The 11,905-nt window shown below is 67.9% G+C and carries 11 protein-coding genes and 3 pseudogenes; 6 read left to right on the top strand and 8 right to left on the bottom strand.

Annotated features, from left to right (window positions below; genetic code table 11):
- Positions 1-7: 7 nt before the first annotated feature.
- Complete coding sequence (locus ACFU8W_RS44810; RefSeq protein WP_384050798.1) at positions 8-508, bottom strand: TetR/AcrR family transcriptional regulator; 501 nt, start codon at positions 506-508, stop codon at positions 8-10.
- Positions 509-632: 124 nt separating this feature from the next.
- Here ACFU8W_RS44810 and ACFU8W_RS44805 point away from each other — a divergent pair, with 124 nt between their 5' ends.
- Together ACFU8W_RS44805 and ACFU8W_RS44800 are read left to right on the top strand one after the other, a co-directional pair.
- Positions 633-2,393: an IS1182 family transposase gene (locus tag ACFU8W_RS44805; RefSeq protein WP_384050795.1), complete on the top strand. Its 1,761-nt coding sequence runs from the start codon at positions 633-635 to the stop codon at positions 2,391-2,393.
- A gap of 160 nt (positions 2,394-2,553) precedes the next feature.
- Positions 2,554-3,645 (top strand): integrase core domain-containing protein, encoded by a 1,092-nt coding sequence (locus ACFU8W_RS44800; RefSeq protein WP_384050792.1) that lies wholly within the window; start codon positions 2,554-2,556, stop codon positions 3,643-3,645.
- A 33-nt stretch (positions 3,646-3,678) separates the two neighbouring features.
- Here the strand turns inward: ACFU8W_RS44800 and ACFU8W_RS44795 are convergent, their stop codons facing one another.
- The 4 genes and pseudogenes from ACFU8W_RS44795 to ACFU8W_RS44780 form a co-directional block, all read right to left on the bottom strand.
- Positions 3,679-4,416, bottom strand: a complete 738-nt coding sequence (locus ACFU8W_RS44795) for a DUF1963 domain-containing protein (protein ID WP_384050749.1) — start codon at positions 4,414-4,416, stop codon at positions 3,679-3,681.
- Positions 4,417-5,066: 650 nt separating this feature from the next.
- On the bottom strand, positions 5,067-6,296 hold the full coding sequence (locus ACFU8W_RS44790; RefSeq protein WP_384050789.1) for an MFS transporter: 1,230 nt from the start codon (positions 6,294-6,296) through the stop codon (positions 5,067-5,069).
- Complete coding sequence (locus ACFU8W_RS44785) at positions 6,293-6,760, bottom strand: ArsI/CadI family heavy metal resistance metalloenzyme (protein ID WP_384050786.1); 468 nt, start codon at positions 6,758-6,760, stop codon at positions 6,293-6,295. Before ACFU8W_RS44785 ends, ACFU8W_RS44790 begins: the two co-directional genes overlap by 4 nt.
- A 60-nt stretch (positions 6,761-6,820) precedes the next feature.
- Positions 6,821-7,252: pseudogene (locus tag ACFU8W_RS44780) on the bottom strand (flavoprotein); the annotation flags it as partial.
- Positions 7,253-7,287: 35 nt separating this feature from the next.
- Between ACFU8W_RS44780 and ACFU8W_RS44775 the strand changes: the two are divergent.
- The 3 genes and pseudogenes from ACFU8W_RS44775 to ACFU8W_RS44765 form a co-directional block, all read left to right on the top strand.
- A complete protein-coding gene (locus ACFU8W_RS44775; RefSeq protein WP_384050783.1) occupies positions 7,288-7,521 on the top strand; it encodes a hypothetical protein in 234 nt (77 codons plus the stop codon).
- Positions 7,522-7,669: 148 nt separating this feature from the next.
- Positions 7,670-8,110 carry a DUF6083 domain-containing protein gene (locus tag ACFU8W_RS44770; protein ID WP_384050780.1) on the top strand — a complete coding sequence of 147 codons (441 nt, stop codon included), beginning with the start codon at positions 7,670-7,672 and terminating at the stop codon, positions 8,108-8,110.
- Positions 8,111-8,313: 203 nt separating this feature from the next.
- Positions 8,314-8,757, top strand: a pseudogene (locus ACFU8W_RS44765) (dihydrofolate reductase family protein); the annotation flags it as partial.
- A gap of 395 nt (positions 8,758-9,152) precedes the next feature.
- Here the strand turns inward: ACFU8W_RS44765 and ACFU8W_RS44760 are convergent.
- On the bottom strand, positions 9,153-9,887 hold the full coding sequence (locus ACFU8W_RS44760; protein ID WP_384050777.1) for a dienelactone hydrolase family protein: 735 nt from the start codon (positions 9,885-9,887) through the stop codon (positions 9,153-9,155).
- An 835-nt stretch (positions 9,888-10,722) separates the two neighbouring features.
- On the opposite strand from ACFU8W_RS44760, the gene ACFU8W_RS44755 reads away from it, so the two are divergent.
- Positions 10,723-11,001, top strand: a complete 279-nt coding sequence (locus ACFU8W_RS44755; RefSeq protein ID WP_384050774.1) for a hypothetical protein — start codon at positions 10,723-10,725, stop codon at positions 10,999-11,001.
- A gap of 46 nt (positions 11,002-11,047) precedes the next feature.
- Here the strand turns inward: ACFU8W_RS44755 and ACFU8W_RS44750 are convergent.
- Both ACFU8W_RS44750 and ACFU8W_RS44745 read right to left on the bottom strand, forming a co-directional pair.
- Positions 11,048-11,613 (bottom strand): annotated as a pseudogene (locus ACFU8W_RS44750) (transposase); the annotation flags it as partial.
- A gap of 82 nt (positions 11,614-11,695) precedes the next feature.
- Positions 11,696-11,905, bottom strand: a 210-nt coding sequence (locus tag ACFU8W_RS44745) for a DUF2461 family protein (protein WP_384050771.1), incomplete at its 5' end; no start/stop codon positions are given.

Raw genomic sequence — 11,905 nt, 5'->3', positions numbered from 1 at the left:
GACCGGTTCAGGCCCCTGCGGCGAGCGCGAAGATCAGGGTCCGCAGAACCGAACCGGCATCGACCCCGGCGTCCAGTGACTCCACGGCGGCCAGCCCGTCGACGGCCGCGGCGACGGCCTCGCCCAGCGGCTGGGGATCGAGGTGCCCGCCCTTCTCGTCGGCCAGAACCTGGAACAGACCGACGAAAGCGGTGCGCCAGCGCCGGTACTCCGCCTCCAGGGACTCCCGCACCCGGTCGTCGTTCAATGCGTGCCAGTGGAGCGCCGAGTGCAGATGCGCGAGGTCCGTGCCCTCGGGCCGGCCGAGCAGATCGACCACGCGGTCGGCGCGCTCGGCGAACGTTCCGGGGGCCGCCACCGCCGCCTCCAGCGGGGAGATCCACTCGGGGCGTATGTCCTCGACGACCGCCAGGATGAGATCGGTCCGGTCCTGGAAGTGGTAGTGGCACATTCCGTGCGAAACCCCGCACATTGCCGTCACATTGCGAGTGGTGAAGCGCTCGCTCATCTCACCCGCCAGCAAGGTCCGAACGGCCGAGATCAGCCGTGTACGATCTTGGTGGCTAATTCGAATTCACGTTCGGTGAGCCGGAGTTGATCGCTGAGGAACGACGACTCCAGCGGATAGGATCATGCTGATCGTTGATCTCGTCGTGATTCCTTGGGGATCGGAGTGTGTCGTGTCGATGCAGCCGCAGTCCTGGCCTGAGCCGGATCCGCAGGTCGCGGCGGCGATTAGGGCGATGTATCGGGGCAGGCGGGAGGCACCGCTGGCGGTGCAGGTTCGTGACCGGCTCGGGGAGCTGTTCCCGGACGCGGCCTTTGCTGACGCGTTCGGCCAGGTGGGCAAGCCGGGCTGGTCACCGGGGCGTCTGGCACTGGTCACGGTGCTGCAGAAGGCCGCGAACCTTACCGATCGACAGGCTGCTGACGAGGTTCGCGAGAACCTCGCCTGGAAATACGCACTCGGCCTGGGCCTGGAGGATCCGGGCTTCGACCACAGCGTGCTGTCGGAGTTCCGCTCGCGTGTCGTCGCCCACGGCCTGGAGGAACGTGTACTGGACCTGTTGCTGGAGCGCCTGCAGACCCTGGATCTGGTGCAGGCGGGCGGCAGCCAACGCACCGACTCCACGCACATCGTTGCCGCGGTGCGGGATCTGAATCGACTCGAGTTGGTCGGCGAGAGCGTCCGCGCCACCCTGAACGCGCTGGCCGCCGCATGCCCCGAATGGGTCGACCAGGTGCTGGTGGTGGAGGACTGGAGCCACCGCTACGCAGACCGGATCGACAACTGGCGACTGCCTGCCTCCAAGACCAAGCAGCACGAACTCGCGCTCGCCTACGCCGCCGACGGTTACACGCTGCTGCAGGCCCTCCACGCGCCCGCCTCGCCGGGGTGGCTGCGCGAGCTGCCCGCGGTGCAGACCCTGCGGTGCGTGCTGGTGCAGAACTACACCCGCACCGCCGACCGGGCCGGCAGGCTGCGGATCCGGCAGCGCGAGCGGACCGGGAGCGGCGGCGACGGCCTGCCGCCCGCCCCGGCCCGCTTGGCCTCTCCCTACGACACCGACACTCGCTGGTCCGCCAAGCGTGACCTGTTCTGGAACGGCTACAAGCTGCACGTCTCGGAGACCTGCCACCCGCAGGCCGACGGCGACCGGCCGACCCGCCCGAACCTGATCACCAACGTCACAACCACCTGTTCCACCCTGCCGGACAGCAAAGCCCTGGACACGATCCACCAGGCCTTTCGCCACCGCCACCTGCTGCCCGCCCGGCACTACCTCGACTCCGGCTACCCCAGCGCCGACCTGATCGTCTCGTCCGCCAAGGACTACGGCATCGCCTTGGTCACCCCGGTCCTGCTCGACACCTCCCGCCAGGCCAAGGCCCAACAAGGCTTCGCCGCAGACGACTTCACCATCGACTGGGATCGCAAGCGAGCCGTCTGTCCGACCGGAAAGATCAGCGCCACCTGGAACGACGTCGTCCAGGAGGGCGTGGCCAAGACCGTCGCTGCCTTCGCCGCCCTGGACTGCATCCCCTGCCCGGCCAAGGAGCAGTGCACCAGCTCACGAAAGGGCCGCCGGCTCAGCCTCTACCCCCGTGAGCTCACCGAGACCATCCGCACCGCCCGCGCCCAGCAACAGGACGGAACCTGGCAGCGCGACTACGCGCTCCGCGCCGGGGTCGAGGGCGCCATCCGCCAGGCCACCCACACCACCGGCCTGCGCCGAGCCCGCTACCGCGGCCTTGCCAAGACCCACCTCGACCACACCACCAGCGCCACCGCCCTCAACCTCATCCGACTCAACGCCTGGTGGAACGGCCACCCTCTCGACCGCACTAACCACAGCCACCTCGCCAGACTCCAACTCCGCCTCGCTGCATGACAGTTGGGATTAGCCACCAAGATCGTGTACGTGCCGAATATCGCATCCGTGCTGGTCACAGGCCTGATCCGGGGTCAGCGTTGTGCAGCTGATGCGTCAGCCTTTCGCGCGGGGAGGGCTTCTTGGAGCACGCCTGGACCGATTGCGAGGATGCTCAACTGTGCTGTTGCGACTGCCGTACCTCGCCCTGTCGACCGCCTTCAGTTTCATACGACTGTTGCCGATGGGCGATCGGGAGAAGGATCTGGAGATCCTGGCGCTGCGCCACCAACTCGTCGTGCTGCAGCGGCAGGTAGGCAAGCCACATCTGACCTGGCCCGACCGGGCGCTGCTCGCCGCACTGCTGCACCGCCTCCCCCAGGTGCGGCTTCGTCAAATCCATTTGATCGTCTCCGCTGACACTGTGCTGCGCTGGCACCGCGAGCTCCTGCGCCGACGCCACGCCAAGGCCTCCCGCCCCAAGCGCCGGGGTCGGCCCCGCACCGTCCGCTCCATCCGCGCCCTGGTCCTGCGCCTCGTGCGAGAGAACCCAGAATGGGGCTACAGGCGCGTGCACGGAGAACTCGCCGCGCTCGGCATCAAGGTCGCCGCTTCCACCGTGTGGACCATCCTCAAGGAACACGGCATCCCGCCCGCACCCGAACGGGGGCACACCACTTGGGCCGACTTCCTGCGTTCCCAGGCCGACGCCATCCTGGCCGCCGACTTCTTCGAGACCAAGGCCCTCACCGGAACGACCCTGACCGTCCTCGCGGTGATCGAACACGCCACCCGCCGCGTGCGGGTCCTTGGCGTCACCGCCCACCCGACCGCGGCATGGGTCACCCAACTCGCGAGGAACCTGGCCATGGATATCCAGGACGCCGGAACGAAGATCAAATACCTGATCCGGGACCGCGACGTGCGCTACCCGGCCGGCTTCGACGGCGTCCTGGCCGAGGAGGGAATCAAGGTCGTGCAAACCGGGGTGAGAATGCCCCGCATGAACGCGATCATGGAGCGCTGGATCCGCTCGTGCCGGCCTGAACTCCTCGACCGCACCCTGATCTGGGACCATGCCCACCTGCTGCACGCCCTGCGCGAGTACGAGGCGTTCTACAACGCGCACCGCCCGCACCGCACCCTCGCCGGCGCCGCACCCCTGCGCCGGCTGCCCGAACCGATCACCGACCCCGACCGGCTCGTCCGCCTTGACGTCCACCGACGCGACCGCCTCGGCGGCATCTTGCACGAGTACCAACATTCAGCGTGAGCAGCACGGATGTGGTTCTCGGCACCTACAACGTCAGCCGACTGTGTCGTAGCAGGCCCGGGCCCGGGTGAAACGGCCAGCGGCCAGGTCGTCCCGGCGAATCACCCAGTGGACCCTGCCCAGAAGATCACCGTCGTCCGCCCCGATCTCCGCGAGCAGCACCCAGTCGCCCGGGCCGTGGTCGTAGTCCGTGACGGGATCGTTGTTCCAGACCCAGGGGTAGCCGCCTATCTGCACCGATCCGCCCGTCTGTACATCGTCGGAGGTTTCCCACCACACCTCGCCCATCTCCTCACCGTGCGGGAACTCCTCGGTGTAGTCGCCGCGGTTGGGCAGCGAGGGATCGATCACCAGATAGAGATCATGGGCCGAGTGGACCTGCGGCGGCCACTCATCGCCCGGACCGCGTTCGGAGACCGGCCTGCCAACCGGGACATAGACGAGCCGGGACCAGTCGCGTCGTGTCCACGGGGTAGATTCAGATGTGTCCGCGAAGAAGAGCAGCGTGCCATCCTTCGGCAACGGGAGGTCCGTCGCGCCCGGTGGGATGGCCGCGAGGTCGACCGAGGCGAGGAACGGCAAGTCCGGCACGGGCTCGTCCTCGGGCATCGGCGGCAGCCCGCCGAGCCGTCCGACCATCGGGCCGTCGGTCGGCTCCCCTGCGCCCAGCATCGCGCACGGACGGACGGTTGCATCGAGCCACCGCTCGACCTCGTCCTGGGGTATGCCCTGGTCGCGGGCTAGGTCGCGGAACGGATCCATCGATCTCATATTCACAGAATATCCAGGGGCGATCATTGTCCGCCTACCAGGCGGCCGCACCGATCAATCCGGGTGGTCTCCGTTGCCACCCAGGTTCGCAACCATGCGCCACAGACCTGGCCGACAAGACAGTCACACGTCGGTGCACCGGAAGTGGACGAGGAAGGTGCGGAGCGACACAGCGGGACATCAGGGCCACTTGTCCTCGGCTGACTCGACACCACCGAGATGTTCAAGAGGCCCTGCTGCTATGCACGGCCGAGCCTTGATCGCCCGAACGAGTCCCGCTTGGACGACAGTTCGAGCAAGCCCCCTGCCTTCCGGTTTGGGAATCGCTTCTCAGTCCATCCCGGCTGGGGGCGGTGCAGAAGAGAAGGCCCGGAACATCAGCTTCTACCATGCCAGGTCTGCGCAGTCCCTGGCGATCCGGGCCTCATTCGCTTCCAGCAGGGCGATCTCGGCGTCCAGCTCTTCGCTGGATAAGCCTTCCGCTCAGGCGAGATAGGACTTCGTATCTTCATCCAGGTCTTCATCCACGCCCCCAGTGTGTCGCACCGTAGGGCCCTCGACAGTCCCCCGATCGGCGGATCAGCGGGTAGCCCGAGGTGACCTGTCACGGCCGGTAGTTCGCCCCTGGCATGGTCTGCGATCCGTACCGGTCATCGGTCAGCGACGTGCGTGTTGGTCGGTGCTGACTTGACGGCGACCAGGGCTGCGATGCCGGAGAGGAGGGCCAGCGCTGCGAAGAGGGCTGGGTAGCCGCCCAGCGGTGAGGCGAGTGCCGCGCCGGCGAAGGGGGCAAGGGCGGAGGCGGCGGTCGTGGGGGCGGCGAGGAGTCCGGAGAGGCGGCCGTAGTGGGTGGTGCCCCAGCGGTCGGCGATGGCGGTGGCTTGCAGCAAGGTGAGGTTGCCGCGGACCATCCCGGCCGCGACGGACAGTACGACCAGCAGGGCATATGGACCGGGGACGATCGCGAGTGCGGCCGTGGTGGCACCGCCCAGTGCGATGAGTGCCACGGTGCGGGCGGTTACTGCGGTGCGGCGGGCGAGGGATGCGTAGAGGGTGCGGCCGAGGGTCTGTCCGGCGCCGCCCAGGCCAAGGGCCCAGGCGGCTTGCGCGGTGGTGAGACCACGCTCCAGGAGGAGCGGGACGAGGGCGACGACGACGGCGTACACGGCGAACGCCGACAGGGTGAGGGCTGTGGCCAGCATCCAGAACGGTCGGCTCCGGGCCACTTGGCCCGCCCCGCCTGTGGCGTGGGCAGGCGCGGAGGCCGCCTTCGGCCATGGTGCCTTGAGGGCGAGGGCGTGGGCGGGGATGGTGACGGCGGCGAGGATCAGGGCCAGAACCAGGTAGGTGGTCCGCCAGGAGAGGTGGTCGGCGAGTACGGCGGTGAGGGGTGCGAAGACCGTCGAGGCGAGGCCGCCGGCCAGGGTGACGATGGTGAGGGCGTGGACGTGGTCGGGGGCCCACCAGCGGGTGAGGGCGGCGAATGCGGGCTGATAGAAGGTGGCCGCCATTGCGAACCCGGCCACAATCCAACCGGCAAAGAAGACAAGCAGGTTGGGGGCGGCGGCGACGATAAGGATGGAGAGGACGCCGAGGACAGATCCTGCGGTCATGACGGTGCGGGGGCCACGGTGGTCGATGATCCGGCCGACGCGTATCCCGGCGACGGCGGAGATCAGTAGGGCGGCGGAGAACGCGGCCGTGGTCGCCCCGACGGGCCAGCCGGTAGTCGCCGTGATCTCCGGATTGAGCACCGGGAAGGCGTAATAGACGATGCCCCAGCTGGTGATCTGGGTGGCGCACAGCGCGGGCAGTACGGCGCGGGGCCGCGACCGGTCCCCAGTTCCGGTCGCGGCCCCGCGGGCGTCGAGCTCGGTCACGGGCAGCAGCCGCCTGCCTCGACCGGTGTACCAGGGCCTGCTTCGGCGACGGCCGGGTCCACGCAGCAGGTGCTGCCTTTCTGCTTGGCCATCGAGTCGGCGTCGGCCTTGACGACATACACCTCCCACGGCTCCTGGCCGGGGCCGTGGACCCAGACCTTGTCCTGGAGGGCGTAGCAGCAGGTGGTGTCGTTCTCGACGTCGGTCGCCAGCCCCTGGCCTGCGAGTCGGCTGGTGGCCGTGTGGACGGCTTCGGTGGTGTCGACTTCGATGCCGAGGTGGTCCATGCGTGTGTTCTCGTCCGGCGTGCCTTGGATGAGGACGAGTTTGAGCGGGGGTTCGGCGATGGCGAAGTTGGCGTAGCCGTCGCGGAGTTTGGCCGGCTCGGTACCGAAGAGCTTGCTGTAGAAGGCGATCGAGGCGTTCAGGTCAGGGACGCGCAGGGTGAGCTGTACTCGGGACATGACGATCCTCCTGACGCGGGGTGGTAGCGCCCCGGCGGTTGGCCGGGGCAATGGGGCGAATCAGCAGCAGCCGTCCGAGGACGACTCCTCAACGGTGAGGGCAGCGGCGGCTCCGACGCCGATCTGCACAACGGCAGGCTCCGGAGTGCAGCAGCCGCCGCTCTCGCCCTGCTCGCTGGCGGGGTCGTCGAACAGGCCAGCGCCGCCGCACACTCCGGTCTCGGGCAGGGTGAGTTCGACGCGGTCGGCGGACTCGGTGTCCCCGGCGATGGCGGCGACGACGGAGCGGACCTGCTCGTAGCCGGTCATGGCCAGGAACGTGGGCGCCCGGCCGTAGGACTTCATGCCGACCAGGTAGATGTCCTGCTCGGGGTGGGAGAGCTCGCGGTGCCCGTGCGGGTAGACGGTGCCGCAGGAGTGCTGGTTGGGGTCGATGAGCGGGGCCAGCTCGAGGGGGGCCTGGAGGCGCTCGTCCAGGCCCAGGCGCAGCTCGGACTGTCGAGTGGAAGGGATACAGGCGCGTTCCCGTGTTCACCTGCCCCGGCGCCCTCCAGTGGCTCGGTGGAAATCAGAGCGGAGAGTTCAACCGCGGTGCCCAGATGTACCGCAACCTCCTCGGGCAGCTGGGCGTCGGCGAGCTGCTCCTCTTCTGGGGGAAGGGCCTGACGCTCTATCTGAGCGCCAACCACGTCTGGAACGAACGCGAGGGCGTCAGGCGCGGAAGGAACTGGGACCTGACTGTTCGATCAGGGTCGCGGTAGCCGCCGCGTCAGCCATCCCGCGTGGGGCGGTCGACGGCTCCGTATGCCTCGTGTGGCGCCTTGTAGCGCACCCGGGCGGTTCTCCCCCACCCGGCACGTCCGGATCGTGCCCTACCTGCCCTGACGGCCCGTCCGGACCCTGTGAAGTATGGGGGACACCGGAACACCGCAGACCGCCCAAGAGTGGGCTGAACTCCAACAAGCCGCCGACTACGAGCAGGCCCTTGCCGACGGGGCCATCCCCGGACCGGAACCCGGACCCGCCTGCCCTGATTGCGGACTCGCCGGCGACATCCACCCCACCTACTACCGCTGCTGGATTCGCCTCGAACCCGAAGACCCCGAACCCCTTGCCGCGCACACCGTGCCGCCCCGGCAACGCTGGTCCCTCGACCCCAATGGCACCGCCTGGAACTCCCAGGACGACGAACCTCACCCCGCACAGACATGCCGGATCAGCCACCACATTGTCTGCCCCCGCGCCGAACGCCCCGACCTCGCCCTGTGGCTGACCGCCCGGACCGCGGCGAACGAGGCGCGCGCCGCGCTGCTTCCACCCCAGCTGCGAATGCAGGGCGACGCCGCCTGACGCCGGCCACTTCAGCGAGTGGACTACCAGCTCGAGAGCGGCCATCTGGACGTTCTCCTCGAAGTACTCGATGCTCCCCCAATTACCGGAAGGCTCGCGAAGCGCTGTCCGCCTCGAGTCCTTCTGGTCTGCAGGGATGTTCGGGTCCTCGGCGATTTCCTTGAGCTTGGCCAGGTCGCTCTTCAGGACCCGGAGCTCCTTGAGAGGCGCCCTCAAGGTCGCTGTACGGGCGCAAGCTGTGGCAGACGATGAGCTCCTACTGGCCGACCGGCGACCAGCAGCCCAACGCCACCCCGGCGGAGATCGAGTTCGCGCGCCGCTGGCGGGACATGTCGAAGGTGGTGTTCTCCTCGACGATCGACAAGGTCGACTGGAACACCCGCCTGGTCACCGGCAACGCGGTCGCCGAGATCACCCGGCTCAAGGCCGAGGACGGCGGCCCGATGGACATCGGCGGTGCGACGCTCGCCGGGGCGGCCATGCGCGCCGGGCTGATCGACGAGTACATGATCGCCGCCCATCTGGTCCTGGTGGGCGGCGGCACGCCGTTCTTCACCGCGCTGGACAGCCGGGTGAACCTGAACCTGGTGGAGACGCGGACGTTTCCCGGCGGCGTGGTCCTGACCAGGTACGAGACGAGGCGCTGAGCAGCTTCCCGCTGTCTCACGGCTTGGATGGGTGTTTCCTCTCACCGTCGCGGCGATCTCCCCCACCACACACCCCGAAGCCCACGAGCGATGCCCCGTGAGCCCAAGGTGTCAGCGGGCTTCTACCAGGGCACCAGCATCAGAGCCCAATCACCCATACGAGTGGGCGGCTTGACCTGTGTCCTGTCGGACTGCAGCTGTCAGATGGTGGGCCGTTGACGAGCTGGGATGCCAGGTCGTTTGCGACCGCGGAGGCTCGGGGTTCTCAAGCGACCTGGCTTTTGCAGATGTCTCGTTCGCGATAGAGGCGGGCCACGGCCATGGAGACATCGGTGTGGCTCGCCATGCCGTCTGCTGGTTGCGGCCGTTTCAGGCTTGGTTTCCGGGCTGGAGCCTCAGCTGTTGGCCAGGGTGCGGTCCAGAAGGGGGAGCAGGCGATCCCAGTGGCGCTTCAGTCCGGAGGCGCTAAAAGCATCGGTGTCGGACATGGTGAAGCCGTGGATGGTGCCGGGGTAGATCTCGGAGGTGTAGCCGACACCTGCCGCATCCAGAGTCTGGTTGAGCTCGCCGAGGGCCTCAGGTGTCATGTCGCCTTCGGCGTGGCCGAGGTGGACCTGGGCGGTGAGCTTGGAGAAGAGGTTGGCCCCATCGACACCCACGGGACCGTGGAACGCGGCGACGGCCGCCACTTGGTCGGGGTGGGCCGCGGCGGTGCGCATCGCGTAGAGGCCGCCTATGCAGTAGCCGGTCACCGCGACCGGTCCGGCGCCAACCTCGGGCTGGGTGGTGAGGAACCTGAGGTAGGCGTCGGCGTCGCTCAGGACACGTTCGGCGGTGTGCGCCTCGATCAGGGGCATCAGCTGGGCGAAGACCGCGGGCCGGACCTCTCCTCCGATGTACTCGGGAAGCTCGACCAGCGGTGCTGGGCCGTGCCGGTAGAAGGAGTTGGGGACGAGCACGTAGTAGCCGTGCCCGGCCAGTTCGCGAGCCATTTCCCGCAGCACGGGCCGGATGCCGAAGCCGTCCGCGTACATCAGTACCCCTGGGTGCCGCTCACTGTGGTCGGGGAAGGCGGCGAAGGCGTCGGCCTGGCCGTCCGTCGTGGGAATCCGCAGCGTCTTGGTGGGCATGAATACTCCTGTCGTGGTTGATGTGCAGAGCCTGTGATCAACACGACGGAGGCGGAGCCCGCGCAGCAGCGCAAGAGCCTCGATCAAACAGCGGGCCCAAAACGGCCCGTACGGCGCTCAGAAGAGCCCCGGGTCACCGATCCGTGTGTGGCGCAAGGCCGTCCCGGTATTCATAGCCGCACAGCGTAGCCCACCGGATATGAGCCGACGCCAGCACTCCAGCCCGAGCGGATGCCTCGATTGGATGAGAACCGACACGCGCCGCATGCGACACGGTGAGAATCCGACAGCTTCAGTGCGACAGGACAACTGCGAGTCTCATGGCAGTGGCATTTCTGCCATCCATCTGCCAACTGCCGTGAGATTCTGCCAAGGCTTTTGAGACCCTACAGTCATGTAGGTCCCGTGGCACGGGCCGGGCCTCTGACCAGTGGCTTTCAAGCTGTCTCACAGCGATGGCACACGGCTCAGTCTCACGAAACGTGGCACTTCCTCGGCGGGTTCGAGACGGAGCAGGCTCCTGACCTGCGCGTCTCACGGATATGCCGTCATGTGCCAAGATCGAATGAGACTGTGCCACGAAATCTGAGACGCTACATCACTGTAGGGTCTCGTGCTTCGTTGCATACGCCGAGGCTGTGACCTGCGACTTCTCGCGGTGTCTCACGCTGCTTCATCTGCGGTTGTCTCAGCTCTCGGTGCATCCCCGCCAGGTCTACTGCTCTGACCGCAAACGTTCACGGTGTCGGATGGGGTTCGACCGAACGGCGTGAGCGGTCGTGAGGCTTTGGCACTGATGATGTCTGGACACCTGTGCGGGTGGCAGCATCGTCTCGTGATCAGTCGTGTTGAAGAGGGCGAAGCTGTGGTTCAGGGAGACGAAGTGGTCAGGGCCCTTCTGACGGCGATGGCGACCTTGGAGGATCTCGTCGCGGTGGGGCATGACTCGCATTCGGCGTTGAGCACCCTGGAAGGCATCGCCCATGAGCTCGGCAGGATGGATTCGGGTGAGCGCCGGCGGTTCATCGAGGTGCTGGAGCGCATCGCCGCGGAAGAGCCGGGCCGGGCCGCCTGGATCCGGGGCATTCCCAATGCGCTGGGCCTTGATCGTTGAGGCCTGGGGTCGAAGGTCACGCGGCTTCAGGGACGGGGCGTCCGCCTCAGCGGATGCCCTTCTCACTGCGGACGCGGGCCCGCTCGCGGCGTTGAGCGGCCAGCACGTCGGGGTGGCGGGCGTTGGCGTTGCGCCAGCGTAGATAGGCGTGCAGGGCGCGGGTCTGGACGGTGTGGTTGCGGTGGTTGGAGTTGGCGATGGTGAACTGCCGCAGCGGTCCGAAATGGGCTTCGATCGGGTTGGCCCATGACGCGTAGGTTGGGGTGAAGCACAGTTCGACCCGGTTCTTCTTCGCCCAGCGCCGGATCTTGTCGCCCTTGTGGGCGGACAGGTTGTCCAGGATCACGTAGATCGGGGCGCCGTCCGGGCGGGCCGCGCGGATCGACCTCAGCGCGGCCAGGGTGTTCGCGGCGCCCTTCTTCTGGCGGTTGACGCCCCACAGCCTGTCGTCGCCGACCGAGTAGCAGCCATGGAAGTAGCGCACGCCGTGGGTGCGTGGTAGGTCGCGGGATGCCGCTCGGGCCGGCCCTGCTCGGCCCAGCACGACCCTGCGGTGGGCCGAATCCCGAGCGGCCCGAACTCATCGAACGCGAACACCCGGTCCGGGAAGCGCTGCGCGGGGGCATCGCCCCAGTCCGCGCCTACCGACGGCACGGGTTTGGTTCCTCCCGTGCCGCGCGGGGCCCTCGTGATGTCAGGCGGCGCGCTTCACGTGACGGACCAGCCACATCAGCAGGGCGTCCAGGTCAGCGGCGGCCGAGAGGACTCGGTCGACCGCCTCGGGGGTGTGCAGCCACTCCTCGCAGCCAAGGGGACGGGCGGCGATCAGAGAACGGTGGCGCAGCAGGTTCGTACGGGAGTGGTCTGTCGGATAGCCGCGCGGGGGGCGTTTCATCACGTCCCC

Source organism: Streptomyces sp. NPDC057565 (genome assembly GCF_042801455.1).
Lineage (GTDB): Bacteria > Actinomycetota > Actinomycetes > Streptomycetales > Streptomycetaceae > Streptomyces > Streptomyces yanii.
The sequence above is the reverse complement of the archived record's forward strand: the minus strand, read 5'-3'. Positions and strand labels throughout refer to the sequence as shown.